At 67.6% G+C, this 18,658-nt stretch carries 18 protein-coding genes; 14 read left to right on the top strand and 4 right to left on the bottom strand.

Going from position 1 to position 18,658, the window contains the following annotated elements:
* Nucleotides 1-484: 484 nt before the first annotated feature.
* Nucleotides 485-2,512, bottom strand: coding sequence for a thioredoxin domain-containing protein (locus RM531_RS12085; RefSeq protein WP_311659579.1), 2,028 nt, complete (start codon nucleotides 2,510-2,512; stop codon nucleotides 485-487).
* Nucleotides 2,513-2,633: 121 nt separating this feature from the next.
* On the opposite strand from RM531_RS12085, the gene RM531_RS12080 reads away from it, so the two are divergent.
* Genes RM531_RS12080 through RM531_RS12070 form a run of 3 tightly spaced genes read left to right on the top strand, consistent with a single transcriptional unit; the run spans nucleotide 2,634 to nucleotide 5,284 of the window.
* Nucleotides 2,634-3,632: a Vgb family protein gene (locus tag RM531_RS12080; RefSeq protein WP_311659578.1), complete on the top strand. Its 999-nt coding sequence runs from the start codon at nucleotides 2,634-2,636 to the stop codon at nucleotides 3,630-3,632.
* A 57-nt stretch (nucleotides 3,633-3,689) separates the two neighbouring features.
* Nucleotides 3,690-4,490 (top strand): prolipoprotein diacylglyceryl transferase, encoded by an 801-nt coding sequence (gene lgt / locus RM531_RS12075; protein WP_311659577.1) that lies wholly within the window; start codon nucleotides 3,690-3,692, stop codon nucleotides 4,488-4,490.
* Nucleotides 4,490-5,284 carry a thymidylate synthase gene (locus RM531_RS12070; protein ID WP_311659576.1) on the top strand — a complete coding sequence of 265 codons (795 nt, stop codon included), beginning with the start codon at nucleotides 4,490-4,492 and terminating at the stop codon, nucleotides 5,282-5,284. The genes lgt and RM531_RS12070 overlap by 1 nt, the downstream gene beginning before the upstream one ends.
* 17 nt (nucleotides 5,285-5,301) lie before the next feature.
* Here the strand turns inward: RM531_RS12070 and RM531_RS12065 are convergent, their stop codons facing one another.
* The gene (locus RM531_RS12065) at nucleotides 5,302-5,775 is read right to left on the bottom strand and encodes a winged helix-turn-helix transcriptional regulator (protein WP_311659574.1); all 474 of its coding nucleotides are present in this window, start codon (nucleotides 5,773-5,775) and stop codon (nucleotides 5,302-5,304) included.
* A gap of 130 nt (nucleotides 5,776-5,905) precedes the next feature.
* Between RM531_RS12065 and RM531_RS12060 the strand changes: the two genes are divergently transcribed.
* Nucleotides 5,906-6,646 carry an SDR family NAD(P)-dependent oxidoreductase gene (locus RM531_RS12060; protein WP_311659573.1) on the top strand — a complete coding sequence of 247 codons (741 nt, stop codon included), beginning with the start codon at nucleotides 5,906-5,908 and terminating at the stop codon, nucleotides 6,644-6,646.
* Nucleotides 6,646-7,020, top strand: a complete 375-nt coding sequence (locus RM531_RS12055) for a PaaI family thioesterase (RefSeq protein WP_311659572.1) — start codon at nucleotides 6,646-6,648, stop codon at nucleotides 7,018-7,020. Before RM531_RS12060 ends, RM531_RS12055 begins: the two co-directional genes overlap by 1 nt.
* Here RM531_RS12055 and RM531_RS12050 read toward each other — a convergent pair.
* A complete protein-coding gene (locus RM531_RS12050; RefSeq protein WP_311659570.1) occupies nucleotides 7,017-7,592 on the bottom strand; it encodes a gamma-glutamylcyclotransferase in 576 nt (191 codons plus the stop codon). The genes RM531_RS12055 and RM531_RS12050 overlap by 4 nt on opposite strands.
* Nucleotides 7,593-7,719: 127 nt before the next feature.
* On the opposite strand from RM531_RS12050, the gene RM531_RS12045 reads away from it, so the two are divergent.
* Both RM531_RS12045 and RM531_RS12040 read left to right on the top strand, forming a co-directional pair.
* Complete coding sequence (locus RM531_RS12045; RefSeq protein ID WP_311659569.1) at nucleotides 7,720-9,507, top strand: AsmA family protein; 1,788 nt, start codon at nucleotides 7,720-7,722, stop codon at nucleotides 9,505-9,507.
* 65 nt (nucleotides 9,508-9,572) lie between these two features.
* Complete coding sequence (locus RM531_RS12040) at nucleotides 9,573-9,893, top strand: muconolactone Delta-isomerase family protein (RefSeq protein ID WP_311659567.1); 321 nt, start codon at nucleotides 9,573-9,575, stop codon at nucleotides 9,891-9,893.
* 10 nt (nucleotides 9,894-9,903) lie between these two features.
* Here RM531_RS12040 and betA read toward each other — a convergent pair whose 3' ends face one another.
* Nucleotides 9,904-11,595, bottom strand: coding sequence for a choline dehydrogenase (betA, locus tag RM531_RS12035; protein WP_311659565.1), 1,692 nt, complete (start codon nucleotides 11,593-11,595; stop codon nucleotides 9,904-9,906).
* A 107-nt stretch (nucleotides 11,596-11,702) separates the two neighbouring features.
* Between betA and RM531_RS12030 the strand changes: the two genes are divergently transcribed.
* From RM531_RS12030 to RM531_RS12000, 7 genes are read left to right on the top strand one after another with little or no spacing between them, the layout of a single operon-like run.
* The gene (locus RM531_RS12030; protein ID WP_349255441.1) at nucleotides 11,703-11,927 is read left to right on the top strand and encodes a hypothetical protein; all 225 of its coding nucleotides are present in this window, start codon (nucleotides 11,703-11,705) and stop codon (nucleotides 11,925-11,927) included.
* On the top strand, nucleotides 11,917-12,342 hold the full coding sequence (locus tag RM531_RS12025; RefSeq protein WP_311659562.1) for a PIN domain-containing protein: 426 nt from the start codon (nucleotides 11,917-11,919) through the stop codon (nucleotides 12,340-12,342). Before RM531_RS12030 ends, RM531_RS12025 begins: the two co-directional genes overlap by 11 nt.
* 41 nt (nucleotides 12,343-12,383) lie before the next feature.
* Nucleotides 12,384-16,289, top strand: coding sequence for an ATP-dependent RNA helicase HrpA (hrpA, locus tag RM531_RS12020; RefSeq protein ID WP_311659561.1), 3,906 nt, complete (start codon nucleotides 12,384-12,386; stop codon nucleotides 16,287-16,289).
* Nucleotides 16,290-16,332: 43 nt separating this feature from the next.
* Nucleotides 16,333-16,635 (top strand): heme-degrading protein HmuQ, encoded by a 303-nt coding sequence (gene hmuQ / locus RM531_RS12015; protein ID WP_311659560.1) that lies wholly within the window; start codon nucleotides 16,333-16,335, stop codon nucleotides 16,633-16,635.
* Between the two features lie 4 nt (nucleotides 16,636-16,639).
* The gene (gene gluQRS / locus RM531_RS12010; RefSeq protein WP_311659558.1) at nucleotides 16,640-17,551 is read left to right on the top strand and encodes a tRNA glutamyl-Q(34) synthetase GluQRS; all 912 of its coding nucleotides are present in this window, start codon (nucleotides 16,640-16,642) and stop codon (nucleotides 17,549-17,551) included.
* Nucleotides 17,548-17,901, top strand: a complete 354-nt coding sequence (locus RM531_RS12005) for a DUF488 domain-containing protein (protein WP_311659556.1) — start codon at nucleotides 17,548-17,550, stop codon at nucleotides 17,899-17,901. The genes gluQRS and RM531_RS12005 overlap by 4 nt, the downstream gene beginning before the upstream one ends.
* A complete protein-coding gene (locus tag RM531_RS12000; protein ID WP_311659554.1) occupies nucleotides 17,898-18,086 on the top strand; it encodes a hypothetical protein in 189 nt (62 codons plus the stop codon). The genes RM531_RS12005 and RM531_RS12000 overlap by 4 nt, the downstream gene beginning before the upstream one ends.
* Nucleotides 18,087-18,658 lie beyond the last annotated feature (572 nt).

Here is an 18,658-nt window from a genome sequence, read left to right as displayed (position 1 = left end):
ACCCCAGGGCAACGGCCTGACCACACCCTATTGGAGCGTCAGCCTGTAACCGATGTATCTGAATTATCCTGTCACCCTTGTTGTTGAACCGTACCCCGGCGGGCGAGTCCTGCCTCGAACGGGGTTCGAGGCAGGATGCCCTGTGCGCTTCGGTCGACGAGGGGGTCTTTCGACGGTACTTCCATGTACCGACGAAAACCGCGCGCCCGTCCTGGGCGCGCCCCTTCGGGCCGGGAACCTCGCCGCCCTGCAGTGCTCGGCTCGTACCGACGGCGAGAAAGAGGTGCCATATCCTAGTGTGGTCGCTTCTTCCCTCCCGTTAGCGCTTGCCGCCCGAGTCGCCTTTGTTTTCGTCTCTTTTCTTTGACGACGCAAAGATAAAGAGACTCGCCCTTCAGGGCGAAATTCTTAAGCTAGCAGGTAGCGGCCCTTTGCCCGCAATGGGCTTCAGCACCGAGCTGGCACGCGGTGAGGGCGTTGCGGATCAGCCGAGCTGCGCGTCGAGTTCCGTAATCGAACGAGTCGGCGGCGCACAGGTCGTCCCCCGGCAGACGTAGGCCACCGGACCGTCCGGTTCCGCGCGCTTGTCCGCAAGGCCGGCCGGCAGATCGGCATCGGCCGCAATCGAGTAGACGACGGTCAGGGGGTTGGCGGCTGCCGCGGCGTCGCGCCAGGTTCGCGCGGTTGCGGCGTCGCGCCAGGTTCGCGCGGTTGCCGTATCAGCACCGCGCAGGATCACCACCGGCGGCGGGTCCAGATACTCGTCCAGTGCCAGCAGCAGGCTCGAGTGCGCCATGGGGTAGTCGTTCATCAGCGTGGCGCCGGCAGCCAGGGTCCGTTCCGCAGCGGTCAGATACCGCGGTTCGCCGATCAGCCAGCCCAGATGCAGCAGCGCGCGGGCGGCCACGGCGTTGCCGGCCGGGGTGGATTCATCCTGGAACGGGCGCGGGCGGTGCAGCAGCGGCTCGTGATCGTCGGGGGTGAAGTAGAACCCGCCGTTGGCGTCGTCCGCGAAATGGGCCAGCAGTGCGTCGGCGATGTCCGTCGCCCAGGCGAGATCCGGGCTGTGCCACCGGGTACGCAGGGCGGTGAGCAGTGCGTCCAGCAGGAACGCGTAGTCGTCGAGAAAGCCGCTGGTGTGGCTGCGACCACCGGCGTGGACGGCCAGCAGCCGGCCGTCGCACCAGAGATGCTGACGGATCATGGCGAGGGCGTCATCGGCGGCGGTCGCGCAGTCGGCGCGGTCCAGCGCATCGGCGGCGGTGAACAGGCCGCCGATCATCAGGGCGTTCCAGCTGGTCAGGATCTTGTCGTCGCGGTCGGGCCGGGTGCGGGCGGCGCGCTGCTCGAACAGCGTCTGGCGGCCGGCGGCGAGATGGTCGTCGATCGCGTCCGGCGTCAGGCCGAATCGGTCGGCAAGGTCCTGGTCGTCGTGCCGACGCTGCAGATGCCAGTGGCCCTCGAAGTTGGGGGCGCGGTCCAGGCCGTAGGCGGCGGCGAACAGGGCCCACGCGTCGCCCAGCGCCGATTCGACCTCGGCCTGCGACCAGACGTAGAAGGCGCCTTCCCGGCCGTCGCTGTCGGCGTCCAGGCTGCTGTAGAAGCCGCCCTCGGGCGCGGTCATCTCGCGCAGGACCCAGTCGGCGGTGGCGTGGGCGGTAGTAGTCAGGCCCTGTTGGGCGCAGGCGGCCAGCAGCGGGCCGTTGTCGTAGAGCATCTTCTCGAAATGCGGGATTTCCCACCGGTCGTCCACGCTGTAACGGAAGAAGCCGCCCCCGAGGTGGTCGAACAGGCCACCGTCGGCCATGCGTTCCAGGCTGAAGCCGGCCATGCGTGCGGCGCGCTCGTCGCCGCGCCGGCCCAGGCGCGTGGCCAGCGCCAGGCTGCCCGGATGGGGGAACTTGGGAGCGCCGCCGAAGCCGCCGTATTGCTTGTCGAAGGCGGCGGCCAGCTCCTTGCCGGCGCGCTCGAGTATCCGCTGATCCGGCAAGTCGCCGGGGGCCGGTTCCAGCCGGGCGAAGATCTGCGCCAGTCGCTGTTTCTGATCGGTCAGCTGGTGCTGATTGCCGGCGTACCAGTCGGATACCTGGCGAAGCACGTCGGCGAACCCGGGCATGCCCAGGCTGGCGGTGGCCGGGAAATAGGTGCCGGCCATGAACGGGGTCTGGGTATGCGGGTCGATCACCACGGTCAGCGGCCAGCCGCCGGGCCGCTGGGTGAGTATCTGGTGGGCCATCTGGTAGATCTTGTCCAGATCGGGCCGTTCCTCGCGATCGACCTTGATGTTTACGAAGTGCGCGTTCATCAGCGCGGCGATGCTGTCATCCTCGAACGACTCATGAGCCATCACGTGGCACCAGTGGCAGGCGGAATAGCCCACCGACAGCAGCACCGGCTTGTCCTCGGCGCGGGCTGTTGCCAGGGCCTCGTCGCACCAGGGCCACCAGTCCACCGGGTTGTCGGCGTGCTGGCGCAGGTAGGGGCTGGTCTGGTCGGTGAGTCGATTGGTCATGGTGGCGCCCGTGAATGCCGGAACGGAAAGGACAGGGTGGCATCATCGCCGCCGGAAACCGAACCCCCGCGCCGGGCCGTGGTCCATGATGGCGACAGGATGCATTTTCATGGAGTGCGGCATGCCCGTGATTCGATTGCTGATCGCGCTGGGTCTGGTGGCCAACGCGCCGCTGGCACTGGCCGAGGCCCAGGCGAAAATCGCCGTGTCGATCAAGGAATGGACCGTGCCCTGGGAGGATACCCGGCCGCGCGACCCGACGGTGGCGACGGATGGCCGCATCTGGTTCGTCGGACAGACCGGGGATTACATCGCCCGGCTGGATCCCGAATCGGGCGAGTTCCAGCGCTTTGATCTGGCCCGTGGCACCGGGCCGCACAACGTCATTACCGGGCCCGACGGCAAGCTCTACGTGGCGGGCAACCGCAACGCCCGCATCATCCGGGTCGATCCGGCAAGCGGTGATCAGGAGACGTTCCGGCTGCCCGGCGGCAATGGGGATCCGCACACTCAACAGTTCGGGCCCGATGACGACCTGTGGTTCACCATGCAGGGCTACAACGCCATCGGGCGGCTGAATCCGGACCGCAGCGAATTCGACGTGATCAAGCTGCCCACCGAGCGGGCGCGGCCGTACGGGCTGCGCATCGCACCCAGCGGCATGCTGTGGTTCACGCAGTTCGGCACCCGCAAGCTGGCGCGGCTGGAGCCCGGCGCCCTGAAGGTGCGCGAGTACGAGATCCAGCGCGACGATGCCCGGCCGCGCCGGCTGGCGATCGCCGACGACGGCGCCATCTGGTACGTGGACTACCTGGGCGGCTATCTGGGCCGGCTCGACCCGCCCTCCGGCGAGTTTACGGAATGGGCCGCGCCCAGTGGCCGCAAGGCGCTGCCCTACGGCATGACCATGGACGGCGAGGGCCGGCTGTGGTTCGTGGAAACCGGGGTCAATCCGAATCGTCTGGTGGCGTTCGACCCGGCAGTCTCGGATTACGTGGCCAACGAGCCGATTCCGGGCGGCGGCGGAGCGGTGCGCCACATGGTGTATGACGCCGAGCGCGACGCCATCTGGTTCGGCACCGACGCCAACACCATCGGGGTGGCGCGCATCGGTGAATGAGCGAGTGACCGCGGGCAGTCGCCCGGCGGTCAAATCCGCCTGCTAAACTCCGCGGCCATGTTCGTGCACCCTCAATTCGATCCGATCGCCATCAGCCTCGGGCCGCTGGCCGTGCACTGGTACGGCCTGATGTACCTGCTGTCGTTCCTTATCGGCTGGGGTGCGGCCGTATGGCGCACCCGGTTGGCCCATGTCCACTGGGACCGCGAGGAGGTGGGCGACTTCCTCTTCTATGTGGTGCTGGGCGTGGTGATCGGCGGGCGCGTCGGCTACATGCTGTTCTACCAGCCGCAGCTACTGCTGAGTGACCCGAAGCAGATCTTTTTCATCTGGGAGGGCGGCATGTCCTTCCACGGTGGCATGCTCGGGGTGTTCGCGGCGGCTGCCTGGTTTGCCCGCAAGACCGAGCGCAAGTTCTTCGACGTGACCGACTTCGTGGCCCCGGTGATTCCGATCGGCCTGTTCTTCGGCCGTATTGCCAACTTCATCAATGCGGAGCTGGTGGGGCGGCCTACGGACGTGCCCTGGGCCATGATCTACCCGCAGGTGGACGCCCTCGCACGCCATCCTTCGCAGCTCTACCAGGCGGCGCTGGAAGGCATCGTTCTGCTGGCGCTGCTGTGGTTCGTGGCGCGCCGGCCGCGCCGCCGGATGATGGTATCCGGGTTCTTCCTCATCGGCTATGGCGCGCTGCGCTTCACCGCCGAGTTCTTCCGCCAGCCGGACGCCCATCTCGGCTTCATCGCCTTCGGCTGGATGACCATGGGCCAGCTGCTGTGCCTGCCGATGATTGCCGGCGGCCTGCTGTTGCTGGCGCTGGCGCATCGCGGGGTGAACCAGCAGGGAGTGCGTGACTGATGCGCCAGTACCTCGAGCTGATGCGCCACGTGCGCGAACACGGCGCCGTCAAGAGCGACCGCACCGGCACCGGCACCCGCTCGGTATTCGGCTGGCAGATGCGCTTTGATCTGAACGACGGCTTCCCGATGGTGACCACCAAGAAGCTGCATCTGCGCGCGATCATTCACGAGTTGCTGTGGTTCATTGCCGGCGATACCAACATCGGCTATCTCAAGGCCAATAACGTCTCGATCTGGGACGAATGGGCCGACGAGAACGGCGACCTGGGCCCGGTCTACGGCTACCAGTGGCGGTCCTGGCCGGCCCCGGACGGCGGCGCCATCGATCAGCTGGCCAACGTGCTGCGCTCCATCCGCGAGAATCCCGATTCCCGCCGCCACATCGTTTCGGCCTGGAACCCGGCCGAGGTGGACCACATGGCGCTGCCGCCCTGCCACACGCTGTTCCAGTTCTACGTGGCTGACGGCCGGTTGTCCTGTCAGCTCTATCAGCGCAGTGCGGATATCTTTCTGGGGGTGCCGTTCAATATCGCCTCGTATGCCTTGCTGACCCACATGGTGGCGCAGGTGTCCGGCCTCGCGGTGGGCGATTTCGTGCATACCCTCGGCGATGCGCATCTGTATTCGAATCATCTCGAGCAGGCGGACGAGCAGCTCAGCCGCGAGCCGTTGCCGCTGCCGCGGCTGGAGCTGAACCCGGACGTCACCGACCTGTTCGCATTCACGTTCGATGATATCCGCGTGGTTGGCTATGAAAGCCACCCGGCCATCAAGGCGCCGATTGCGGTCTGACCGGCGTTCGTCGGCGCCTAGCGCATGGCCTGCCGTTGTGCCCGGGCCTGTGGCGACAGCTCCAGGGCGAGGTCCCGTGCACCGATAGGTTCCCCGCAGTCCGGGCAGACCGGAACCGGTTCCACCTGCGCGCCGCAGCCGCGATGACGGACGGTGACCGGCGGTTCCGCCGCCTGTGCGGCCCAGCGATCACCCCAGCTGCGCAGGGCCGCGATGACCGGCCACAGATCCAGCCCCTTGTCGGTAAGCCGGTATTCATGCCGCACGGGATGCTGCTGATACGGCCGGCGTTCGACAATGCCCTCCGCGCCGAGCGCCCGCAGCCGCTTGCTGAGCAGATGCGGTGAAGCCCCGGTGAAACGCTGCAGGTCGTCGAAGCGCCGGCTGCCCAGGAACAGTTCCCGCAGCACCATGAGCGACCAGGTGTCACCGACGGCGTGGACTGCCTGCGCCACGGAGCAGTGCTGCTTGCAGATGTCGGTGATGGCCATGCTTGTGTCACTTCAATATTTGAAGTAGCTTGGCACAGATTCGAAACCGGATACAGGTCAGCCAGTCTGGCGCTGCACAACAAGAGGATCAGACCATGAACCGAATCGACCAGATGAACGGGGTGACGCCATGAGCCGGCCGGCCGCAGTGGTGGTTGGCGTGGGCGCCGAACAGGGCATCGGCGCCGCCGCGTGTCGGCGTTTCGCCGCCGAGGGCCACTACGTGTTCGTGGCCGGACGCACGCCGGCCAAGATCGAACAGGTGGTGGCGACGATCCGGGACGACGGCGGCCACGCCGAGGCGGTGACCACCGATGTCACGGTGGAGGCCGATATCATTGCCCTGTTCGATCGCGCCATGGCCGACACCGCCGACCATGCGCCGGCGGATCTGGTGGTGTCGAACACCGGCGACAACGCCATCATCGATTTCCGCGCACTCACCGCCGACCAGTTCGAACACTACTGGCGGGTTGGCTGTTTCGGTGGCTTCCTGATCGGCCGCGAAGCCGCCCGCCGGCTGGTGCCGCTGGGCCGGGGCACGATGATCTTCACCGGCGCCTCGGGCAGCCTGCGCGGCAAGCCGGGATTCGCCCACTTCGCCGCCGCCAAGGCCGGCCTGCGCATGGTCAGTCAGAGCATGGCACGCGAATACGGCCCGCAGGGCATTCATGTGGCGCATGTGCTGATTGATGGCGGCGTGGATGGCGAACGGGTGCGAAAATTCGTGCCGGGCATAGCCGAGGCCAAGGGCGATGACGGGCTGCTCAATGTCGACGCCATCGCGGACACCTACTGGCAACTGCACCGGCAGCATCCGTCGGCCTGGACCCAGGAACTGGACCTGCGGCCGTTCAAGGAAGACTACTGATGCAGGTTGAAGGCAACATCCGGTTCGATATCGTCGAACAGGACGACGAGCAGGTTCGCGGTGAAATGCCGGTGCAGCCGGGCATTCTCAATCCCTACGGCACGGTCCACGCCGGGGCGACGCTGTGGTTCGCCGATGTCTGTGCCACCGTGCTGGCCTTCGGCGGTGATCCGGCCACCTCGGGTGGCAAGGGCTTCCCGCTGGCCATCAGCCTGAATGCCAATCTGCTGGGTAATCAGAGCGAGGGCCGTTTCCGGGCGGTGTCCACCTTCGTCAAGCGGGGCCGGCAGGTGCAGGTGATCCGCACCCGCGTCACCGGCGACGGCGACCGCGTGATCGCCGAGGTCACCACCAGTCACGTCGCCGCCGGCTAGGTGACGGCGCTGTCCCGCGTCCGCAGGGCATGCGCGACCGCTTCAACGTGGGCGTCGCGATAGCCCAGTTCCGCCAGGGCATCCGCCAGGCACAACAGGTAGTCGCGGTTGGCGCCGCTCGGGCCCCGCGAGCGGGCAATGTGCGCCGCGATCTCGGTTTCCGGTGCCGGCCCCAGCCAGGCATCGTTATCCGGCCCCGCGATGTAGACCAGTCCTTCGGCAGTGCTGCCATCGGCGAAGGTCAGTGGCGTGACCAGCCTTAGATAGCCGTTCTTCTCCCGGTGATCCAGATGCTCGAACACCCCGGGCGTTACGCGATAGGCCATACCGCCACAGGTTTCGCCGGATGATTCGATCAGCGTCACCACGCGGCCGGGTGCATCCGGCGTGCCGCGGTGATCATGCGAGCCCTGCCAGAAGCGTCGCGCCCAGCCCTCGATGGTGGCCGGCCGGTGTTCCAGGAAGGCGAAATCCGCCTTGTAGATCAGCGAGCCGTAACCGAACAGCCACACTTCGTCGCGGCCCGCTAGATGATTCTGACGGCGGTTGTGTTCGATCGTGTTGACGGACATGGGGATGATGGCGACCGCCGGTCGGGCGCGGTGTCGTTAGCGGATTTCCGACCATCATTCTACGCGGCCGCCGGGCCCGCGGGCAGCCGTGCCACAATGATTCGCGGTGCTGGACGGGGAGACGCGCGTGCGCAAATGGCTGTTGGTGGCGGGAATCGGCTTGCCGGGATTGTTGTGCCTGGCCCTGGCCGGTATCTGGCTTTTCTACGATGTGGGGCAGCACCGGGCAGCGCTGGAAGCCGTGGTGTCCGACGCCACCGGGCGCGCGTTCCGTATCGAGGGCGAGTTACGCCTGAATCGCGGCTGGCCACCCGCGTTGTCCGCGACCTCGGTGTCGCTGGCCAATGCCGACTGGGCTGACGACGGCCCGCTGGTTGAAGCGGAGCGCGTCGACATCCGTATCCCGCTGCTGCCTCTGCTGAGCCGCACGATCGATATCCGCCATGTCGACGTGGCCGGGGCGGCGATTCGTCTCGCACGTCACTCCGACCATGGTGCCAACTGGCAGCTGGAGGGATCGGCCGACGAGGCGAGTGATACCGACAGCGGCGCGGGCTGGGCCCTGCGGTTTCCCCGGTCGGCGACCCTGCGGGACGCGCGTATCACCTACCAGCCGGACGAGCGCGCCGAGGCGGAGCAGGCCAGCGTTTCACGGCTGACGCTTCGGGCGCCGGGGCTGGTGCGGCCAATGACGTTGGCGCTGGAAGGCCGTTATCGCGAGCGTGATCTCCGGATGGAAGCCAGTCTCGATCCCTGGCAGCAGTTCGGGGAGGCTGACGCTGATTACCGCGTCCACGAGTTCGACTGGCAACTGGGCGACTCGAATCTGACCGGGTCGGGTCGATTGGTGCGGGATGAGGGACGGCCGCGCCTGACCGGCGAGCTGAGCTCGGACGAACTCGATCTGCGGCCGTTTCAGGGCGAGGCGGCCAAGTCCGGCGATGACCGCCTGATCCCGGATACGCCGATACCACTGGCACCGCTGCAGGCGCTGGACGCCGATATCAAGCTCACCGCCGGTCGCGTGATCAGCAACGGCCTGGTACTGGAGGAACTCGATGCCACCCTGGCACTGGAAGCCGGCCAGCTTCGCCTGGATCCGATCCGGGCCACGCTTGCGGGCGGCAAGCTGGAGGCGGGTCTGGGTCTGGATGCCGGCGCGTCGCCGCCGATGCTGGCGGTCGAGGTGCAGCTGGATGATTTTCGGCCGGGCGAACTGCCCGCGCTGCAGGACGCTGATCTGATCGAGGACGCGCCCAGCGATTTCCGTCTGCAGGGCCAGGGCGCCGGGGGCAGCCCGGCAGCGGTGGCCGGTAATTTCAACGGCGAGCTGCAGCTGTCGGTGGGACGCGGCACGCTCGGCAACAACGCCGCCAACATCATCGGCGCGGATGTGGTGTTTTCCCTGTTGCAGCAGATCAACCCGCTGGCCGACGAGGAGGCCAGGTCCGACCTTATCTGCGCCGCGCTGAAACTGCCGATCCGGGATGGTGTGGCACGCGGGGAGAAGGCCATCGCCATGCAGACCGACAAGGTCAATGTGCTGGGCAACGCAGTGATCGACCTCGCCACCGAGGCCATCGCGATACGGGTCAAGCCCACCGCGCGCAGCGGTATCGGCGTCAATCTCGGCACATTGGCGGGCGGCTTCTCCATCGGCGGCAGCCTCACAAATCCGCAGCCGACGTCCGGTGACGTTGTGGCCAAGCTCAAGGCGGCCGGCCGCGTCGGGGCGGCCATCAGCACGGCCGGGCTGTCCCTGATCGCGGAAGGGGCGTTCGACCGGACCTTCGCCACGAGCGACCCCTGCGGCGTGGTGCTCGGCGAAGCGGATACCGGCGACACTGGCGAAGGGCTGCTGGATCGGGCATCGGACAAGGCCCGGGACGTGATCGACGGGCTGTTCGGTCGGTAGCCCGGGCCCGCGCGGTGGTAGGGTCAGGGTTGATCGGGGCGTCTACAAAAACCTGAGGAGAGATGATGGACGTTTTCTTTCGCGTACAGCTCACCAAGCCGGAGTCGATGTCACTGGCCGAGTTCTTCGAAGTCTGGATTTCGGAAACCGAGGCGGTGATGGGCGCCCGCGACGCCGGCGTGATCAAGTGGGTCTACAAGGTGGCCGGTCAGTACGAGGTGCTCGGCGTGATTGCGGTCGACTCGGCCGAACATCTTGACGAACTGATCCACCAGCTTCCGGTCTGGCGTGACTCGGCCGGCCACACGGTGGTGGACATGGAGTGGCTGCCGCTCACCGACTATGCCGCCTGGTCGACGCAGATGAAGGCGCACAACGCCGGCTGACCCGCCGGGCTCAATCCGCCAGTGGGCGCTCGGGTGTCGACGTCCGCTGGCGTGTCTGCCAGGCCGGCGGTTCGTAGACCGGTACGTCCGCCGGGGGTAGCGGTGGGCGTCCCAGAATCGCGTCGGCCGCCTTCTCCGCCAGCATGATGGTGGGGGCGTTGATGTTGCCGCAGGTCAGCCGCGGCATGATCGAGGAATCCACCACCCGCAGGTTCGCGATGCCGTGCACGCGGCAGGTCGGATCGACCACGGCCTGCGGGTCGGTGCCCATGCGGCAGGTGCTGCAGGGGTGATAGGCGGTTTCCGCGTGCTCGGCCACCCAGGCGTCGATCTCGTCGTCGGTGCGCACGGCCGGCCCTGGTGACAGCTCCTCGCCCCGGTAGTCGTCGAGGGCGGGCTGGGCGAAGATTTCCCGCGTCAGGCGCAGGCCGGTGCGAAAGGCCTCGCGGTCGGCGGCTTCCTGCAGATAGTTGAAGGTCAGCACCGGGGCGGCCCGCGGGTCGGCGGACCGCAGGCGGACGTGACCGCGGCTGTCCGGCTTGTTCGGCCCCAGATGCGCCTGGAAGCCATGACCGGGGGCGGCGCTGCTGCCGTCGTAGGCGATGGCCCCGGGCAGGAAGTGGAACTGGATGTCCGGGTAGCGCAGGCCCGCCCGGCTGCGGATGTAGCCGTTGGCCTCGAACTGGTTGCTGGCGCCGAGACCGTCGCGCCTCAGGAGCCAGCGGGCCCCGATGCCCAGCTTGCTGAGGGCGCCCAGGCGGCCATTCAGGCTGATCGGCTGCCGGCAGGCGTGCTGCACCCAGATTTCCAGATGATCCTGCAGATTGGCGCCCACGCCGGGCAGGTCATGGACCACCTCGATGCCGTGCTCGCGCAGGTGGGCCGCCGGGCCGATGCCCGACAGCATCAGCAGCTTGGGCGAGTTGAACGCGCTGGCGGCGAGGATCACCTCCCGCCGGGCCCGCAGCCGATGCGTTCGGTTACCGCGCCGGTAGACCAGGCCGGCGGCGCGGCGCCCCTCCATCAGGAGTCTCTCGGCCAGCGCATGCCGGATGACCTGCAGATTGGGCCGCCGCCGGGCCGGCTCGAGATAGGCGCGGGCGGTGGAGCAGCGCTCGCCGTCGCGCACCGACATGTCCATGCGCCCGAAGCCTTCCTGACGATGGCCGTTGTAGTCGGCCGTGTGGCCATAGCCGGCCTGGGCGCCGGCCTCGATGAAGGCCCGGTAGAGCGGGTTGGCCATGTTGTTGCCGTTGCACACGCCCACCGACCCGCCGGTGGCCCGGTAGTCATCGTCGCCGTACAGGCAGTCTTCCGCCCGCCGGAAATAGGGCAGCACGTGGGCATAGTCCCAGCTGGCGGCGCCCCGCGCGGCCCAGTCGTCGAAATCCCCCGCACTGCCGCGCACCCAGGCCATGCCGTTGATCGACGACGAGCCGCCGACCACCTTGCCGCGGGCGTGGTGCAGGCGCCGGCCGTTCAGACCCGGTTCGGGCTCGCTGTGCAGCCCCCAGTCGTAGCGTTTCATGCCCATGGGAATGGACAGCGCGGCGGGCATGCGGATCAGCGGGGAGCGGTCACTGCCGCCGAACTCCAGCAGGCAGACCGAGAAGCGGCCGTCCGCGCTCAGTCGGTCGGCCAGCACGCAGCCGGCCGAGCCGGCGCCGACGATGAGGTAGTCGAAGGTCTGGGTATCGGTCATGAACGGCGGCGCTTGAGCAAACCACGACAGGTTAACAACCCGGCCATGACAGCCAGATAGTAGCGTCGTGTACACTATTCTCGTGTACACGAAAACAGTGTGAAGTGATGAAGAACATTACGCTGAGTGCGGATGATGCGCTGATCGAAGCCGCCCGCGCCCGTGCCCGGGCCGAGCGAACCACGCTCAACGCCGAATTTCGCCGCTGGCTGGCGGACTACGCCCGGCGTGACCAGCAGTTGCAGGAAGCCCGGGCGGTGCTGGATGAGTTGCGGGGGAAGCTGCGTACCGGCGGGCGCAAGTTCACCCGCGAGGAAATGAATGAGCGCTGATTTTCTGGATTCGAACGTACTGGTCTATCTTTTCGATGACAAGAACCAGCGCAAGCGGGATCGCGCGTCGGTGGTGGTCGAAAAAGCGCTGGCCGACGGGTCCGGCGTGATCAGTTTTCAGGTGGTTCAGGAAACGCTGAATATCATCCTGACCAAGCTTGCCACGCAGGCAGCACCGACCGATGCAAGCCGGTTTCTCGACACTGTGCTGGCGCTGCTGTGGCAGGTCATGCCGTCGCCCGGTCTTTATCGCGACGCGGTCGAACTGCAATCGCGTTACGGCTACAGTTTCTATGACAGCCTGATCATTGCGGCGGCCCGCGAGGCCGGTTGCCGGCGCCTGCTCACCGAGGATATGCAGCACGGCCAGCGGATTGGTGATCTGGTGATCGAAAATCCCTTTTCCGGCACTTGAGTGAATCGCAACACGACCAGCACAGCGGTTCACGCGGCTCCATGAGCGCACATGACGACGGGGGGCTCCCGTTCGACGAGTTACAGACCCGCGACCGCCATCGCCTGATCAGTCAGCGACAGCGGGCGCGATCGCCGGATAAGCGCCGGGCGCTGGAAGCCGAGGCGGCTGCCAGCGCGGCGAAAACCCGCGACCGACTGGCGGCCCGGCCGGCCATCAACCTGGTTGCGGAACTCCCGGTGTCGACCCGCGCCGGGGAGATTGCGTCGGCGGTGCGTGACAATCAGGTGGTGGTAGTCTGCGGCGCCACGGGTTCCGGCAAGACCACCCAGCTGCCCAAGATCCTGATGCAGGCCGGGCTGGGTGCGCGCGGGCTGATCGGCCACACCCAGCCGCGGCGGCTGGCGGCCCGCAGCGTGGCCCAGCGCATTGCCGACGAGGTGGCGGTGCCGCTGGGCGGGCTGGTGGGTTTTCAGACCCGGTTCGAGCAGAGCGTTGGCGAGGCTACCCAGGTCAAGCTGATGACCGACGGTATCCTGCTGGCCGAGACCGCGCGGGACCGGTTCCTCAATCGCTACGAGGCCATCGTCATCGACGAGGCCCACGAGCGCACGCTCAACGTCGATTTCCTGCTGGGCTACCTCAGGCGGCTGCTGCCGAAACGGCCCGATCTGAAGCTGATCGTTACCTCGGCGACCATCGATCCCGGCCGCTTCTCGGCGTTTTTCGACGACGCGCCGGTAATCGACGTGGAAGGCCGCAGTTATCCGGTGACGGTGCGCTACCGTCCGCCGGACGAGGGCACCGACCAGCCGGAGGCAGTGGAGGCCGCGGTGCGCGAACTTTGGCGGGAAGGCCCCGGCGACATCCTGGTGTTCCTGCCCGGCGAGCGCGATATCCGGGACACGGAACGACATCTGGCGAAAGCGCTGACGGGCTCGAAATTTGCCGGCGCCGAAATCGTGCCGCTTTACGCCCGCCTGACCCGCTCGGCCCAGAACCGCATCTTCGCGCCTAGCAACGGTTTCCGCGTGGTGCTGGCCACCAATGTGGCCGAAACCTCGTTGACCGTGCCGGGCATCCGCTACGTGATCGACACCGGGCTGGCCCGCATCAGCCGCTATTCCACCGCCGCCAAGGTGCAGCGGCTGCCGATCGAGCCGGTCGCCCGGGCCAGTTGCGACCAGCGGGCCGGCCGCTGCGGGCGGGTGGCGCCGGGCATCTGCATTCGGTTGTTCGCCGAGGACGACTACGACAACCGCCCGGCCTTCACCGACCCGGAAATCCGCCGCACCAATCTGGCCAGCGTGCTGCTAACCATGGCCGATCTGCGGCTGGGGGATATCGAGGACTTTCCTTTCGTCGACCCGCCCGAACGCCGTCATATCCAGGACGGCCGCAACCTGTTGCAGCAACTGGAGGCGCTCACGCGCGGCAAGGATGGGCATCGCATCACGAAGCTGGGCCGGCGGCTGGCCCGGCTGCCGCTGGATCCCCGCATCGGCCGCATGCTGCTGGCCGGCCACGATCACGGGGTGTTGCCGGCCCTGCGGGTGCTGGCCGCGGGGCTGACCATCCAGGACCCACGCGAGCGCCCGACCGAGGCCCGGCAGGCGGCGGACGAGGCGCACAAGCCGTTCAGCGACAACCGGTCGGATTTCATCGGCCTGCTCCGGGTCTGGGACGCCTTCGCTGCAATCAAGCGCGAGCGCTCCGGCAACCAGTTGCGCAAGTGGTGCCGCGAGCATTTCCTCAACTTCATGCGGCTGCGCGAGTGGGAGGATCTGGTCCGCCAGCTGCGCCGCATCGGAAGCGACATCGGCCTGCCCAATCAGCGGCTGGCCACCAAGCTGGCCGACAGCGACTACAACGCGCTGCATGCGGCGCTGCTGGCCGGCCTGCTGGATCATGTCGGACAGCTCGACGAGCGGGGCGAGTATCTGGGCGCCCGCGGACGGCGCTTCCGCATCTTCCCCGGGTCCGCACTGGCGGGCCGCAACCCCAAGTGGCTGGTGGCCGGGGAGCTGATCGAGACCAGCCGGCTGTACGCCCACCACGTGGCGATGGTGGAACCGGCCTGGATCGAGCAGGCCGCCGCCCATCTCGTCCAGCGCGAGCACTACGAGCCGCACTGGGCCAAGCGGCGCGGGCATGTGGCCGGGCGCGAGCGGGTGAAACTGTTCGGCCTGACCCTGGCCGACGGCCGCAAGGTGGACTACGGCCGCATCGACCGGGTCGCGGCTCGCGAGATATTCATCCGCGATGGGCTGGTCGCCTTTGCCGTGACCGACAATCGCAACCGGTTGCCCGAGTTCCTGGCCCACAACCAGACCCTGGTGACCGATATCGCCGATCGCGAGGCCCGCTTTCGCCGCCGCGATCTGCTGGTGGACGAGACCACCCAGGCCGCGTTCTATGACGAAGTGCTGCCGGGCGCGGTCTGCGACCGCAAGTCGCTGATGGCCTGGATCAACGACCACGGCGATGCCGCGCTGCGCTTCGACGAGGACAGTCTGCTGCGCCACGCGGGGCTGGATCTGCCGGCCGACGCTTTTCCCGAGGCGGTGCGCCTGGGCGACCTGCCCATCGGCCTGATCTACCGCTTCGAACCGGGCGATCCGGACGATGGCGTCACCGCGCGGCTGCCGCTGCCGATGATCAACCAGTTTCCCGATGAGCGGGCGGACTGGCTGGTGCCGGGTCTGCTGGAGGAGAAGATCCGCGAGTATTTCAAGGCCCTGCCCAAGGCCCAGCGCCGCCAGGTGGTGCCGGTGCCGGAATTCGCCCGGGCCGCCGCCGAGCGGCTGGATTTTGCCTCGGGCAGGCTGCCGGACCAGCTGCGCGAGGCGGTCCGGGCGATGACCGGCAGCGCCATTCCCGCGGATGCCTGGCAGGGCTTTTCACCGAGCCGGCATCTACAGATGCGTTTCGAGGTGATCGACGACCAGGGTCGGGTGCTGGACAGCGGGCGCGACCTGAACGCGCTGCGCCAGCGGCTGGGCGAGCGGGCTCGAGAGGCGGTCCAGTCCCGCCCGGATCACGGTATCGAACGGCGGGAACTCACCGAGTGGCCGGATACCGATCTGCCCGGGTTCGTGGAACTGGATCATGGCGGCGTCAGCCTGCGCGCGGTGCCGGCGCTGATCGACCGGGGCGAGCATGTGGACCTGGTGCTGCTGGACGATCCGGCAGCGGCCGAACGCGAGCACCGCCGCGGCGTGATCCGGCTGCTGCGACTGGCCGCGCGCAAGCCGGCCAGATTCCTCAAGCGCGAGCTCACCGGTTTCAAGCAGCAGGCGACCCAGCCGCTGCCGGCGCCGCCCGACACCGCGCTGGTGGATGCCGGCATCCTCGCGTCGCTCGAGGCCGATCCGGAAGGGCCGGTGCTGGCCGATCTGCTGCAGGCGGTGATCGGGGCGCGGGTGGAGGAGGCCCCGCGCGATGTGGCCGGGTTCGAAGTCCTGTCGGAGACGGTGCGCGGCGCGATCGTGAGCGATGCGGTCGCGCTCTGGGACCGCCTGTCGCCGGCACTGACGCGTTACGCGCAGTTGCGTCGGCGCCTGTCACGGGGTTTGAGCCTCGATGCCATGCCCTGCGTCGAGGACATGCAGGATCAGCTGGCGCATCTGATCCACCTGGGCTTCATCAGCCACATGCCCGACCCGCGCCATCTGGACCGCTATATGGCCGCCCTGGAACAGCGCCTGGACAAGCTGCGGGAGGCCGGCAGCGAAGCCGATCGCGAGCGCCTGCGCCAGATCAGTCCCTACTGGATTGCTTACAAGCAGCGGGCGGCGCGCGCGGCCCGGCGCGGCGAGCGTCCCGACAACCTGATCGACCTGCGCTGGATGATCGAGGAATACCGGGTGCAGGTATTCGCCCAGCCGCTGGGTACGGCGGTCAAGGTATCGCCGAAACGGCTCGACGCGGTTTTGGAAAACTGCTGATCGGCGGTCAGAATGACGGCTGATGCATCCCACGGAGAAAACCTTGTTCATCGCCATGAACCGATTCCGCGTCGCCCCGGGCCGCGAGGCCGATTTCGAGGAAGTCTGGCGCGCCCGCGACAGCCATCTGGAAGGCGTACCGGGTTTCCGCGAGTTCCAGTTGCTGCGCGGCCCGTCCCACGAGGATCACACTCTGTTCGCCTCGCACTCGATCTGGGAGTCTCGCGAGGCGTTCGAGGCCTGGACGAAATCGGAAGCCTTTCGCAAGGCCCACGCCGGGGCGGGTGACACCAAGGGCATGTACCTCGGCCCGCCCCAGTTCGAGGGCTTCGACGTCGTTCTCTAAAGCGATGACCGACGCCGAACCGGTCGGGCGTTACGCCCCGTCGCCCAGTGGCCCGCTGCATGCCGGCTCGTTGCTGGCCGCGGTGGCCAGCTTCGTGCACGCCCGCAGCCGCGGCACCCGCTGGGTGCTGCGCATGGACGACATCGACCGCGGCCGGGAAGTGCCGGGGGCGGCCGACGACATCCTGCACACCCTGGAGGCCTTCGGCATGACCTGGGACGGCCCGGTGCTCTACCAGAGCCGCCGCCTCGACGCCTATCAGGCGGCCCTCGAGCAGCTGCGCGAATCGGGCCGGGTGTTCGATTGCGGCTGCACCCGCCGGGAGGCGCAGACCGGTCCGACCGGCATTGAAGGGCCGGTGTATCCGGGCACCTGTCGCGATGGGTTGCCACCCGGTCGGGCGCCGCGTTCGGTTAGGTTTCGCACCACCGAAGGCGATCTGGCATTCAAGGACGGCATTCAGGGTGAAGTGGTCCAGAATCCGGCTGCCGACGTCGGCGATTTCGTGGTGCGCCGGGCCGACTACCAGTTCGCCTACCAGCTGGCGGTCGTGGTGGACGATGCCGCCCAGGGCGTGACGGAGGTTGTCCGGGGTGCGGACCTGCTGACTTCGACCCCGCGCCAGATCCTGCTGCAACAGGCGCTGAGCCTGCCGGTACCCGCCTACTGGCACGTGCCGCTGATCACCCATGCCGACGGTCGTAAGTTCAGCAAGAGCGAGGGCGCCGCGGCGCTCGATCCGTTGCGGCCGGTCCCTGGCCTGCTGGCCGCGCTGGACCGACTGGGCCAGTCGCCGCCCGCGGATCTCGCCGCGGAGAACGTCGACACGGTACTGGCCTGGGCCATAGCCAACTGGCGGGTGGACAGCGTGCCGCGCCGATTGCCGCCAACCGCCGAAACCGCCTACGCCTCATGAGTATCCGGATCAAACGCGTGTATGCGTCACCGGCCGCTGATGACGGCCGCCGGGTTCTGGTCGATCGGCTGTGGCCCAGGGGGCTGTCCAAACAGCGTGCCGAGCTGGATGAGTGGTGTCGCGATGTCGCCCCTTCGCCCGATCTGCGAAAGTGGTTCGGGCATGATCCCGAACGCTGGGCGGCCTTTCGCGCCGCTTATCGTGACGAGCTGGCGGCGATGGATCCGGCGACGCTGGCGCCGCTGGTCGAGGCGGCCCGCGACGACCGGCTGACCCTGCTCTACGCCGCCCGCGACGAGCAGCACAACCACGCGCGGGTGCTCGCGGAATTCCTGGAGGCACAGCAATGAGCGAATCCGATGACACTGCCGTCCTGGCCGAACGCGTGCGCGAGGCCTGCATCGACGCCGCGCTGGCCGGCTACGAGGATGCCGCCATCGCCGGTTTATGCCATGAGGGTTGCTGGGAGGCGGCGATAAGTGCCATTCGGCGGTTGCCGGTGGCGGCCCTGACGGCGGAACCCGACGACGGTTGAGCCGACAACCATTGACGACTGGCCGCTTGAAAGCGGCCCTACCAGGTAATCCGCCGTGGGGCGCCATTCATGGCGCCTGCTCGAATCAACCTGCCACCCAACCCCGCAAGAATGTCATTGCGAGGCCCCGGCAGGGGCCGCGGCAATCTGGAAACTTCGCGGCTGATCGCCGCCCAATCGAGTAGGCCGGCATAAGCGAAGCGTTGCCGGCAATTCAGGAATCTCGAGGCTCGAAGAAAGAAAAAGATTCCGCCCCGCTGACGCGGGCCGGGTAACTTTCTTGTGCGACAAGAAAGTTACCAAAGAAACGCTTCCGGCGGGCGAGTCCTGCCTCGAACGTCGTTCGAGGCAGGATGCCCTGTGCGCTTCGGTCGGCGAGGGGGTGTTTCGACGGCACCTCCGTGTGCCGGCGAAAACCGCGCGCACCTCCTGTGCGCGCCCCTTCGGGCCGGGGACCTCGCCGCCCTGCAGTGCTCGGCTCGTCCCGACGGGAAAGAAGAGCAGCCCAATCCGGAAATGGCTGCTTCTTCCCTCCCGTTAGCGCGTGCCGGCGGTCGGACAGGAATCCCCCG

Source organism: Spectribacter acetivorans, from assembly GCF_031846305.1.
Taxonomy (GTDB): domain Bacteria; phylum Pseudomonadota; class Gammaproteobacteria; order Nevskiales; family Salinisphaeraceae; genus Spectribacter; species Spectribacter acetivorans.
Note: the sequence above shows the minus strand (reverse complement) of the source record. Positions and strands in the feature narration are given on the sequence as shown.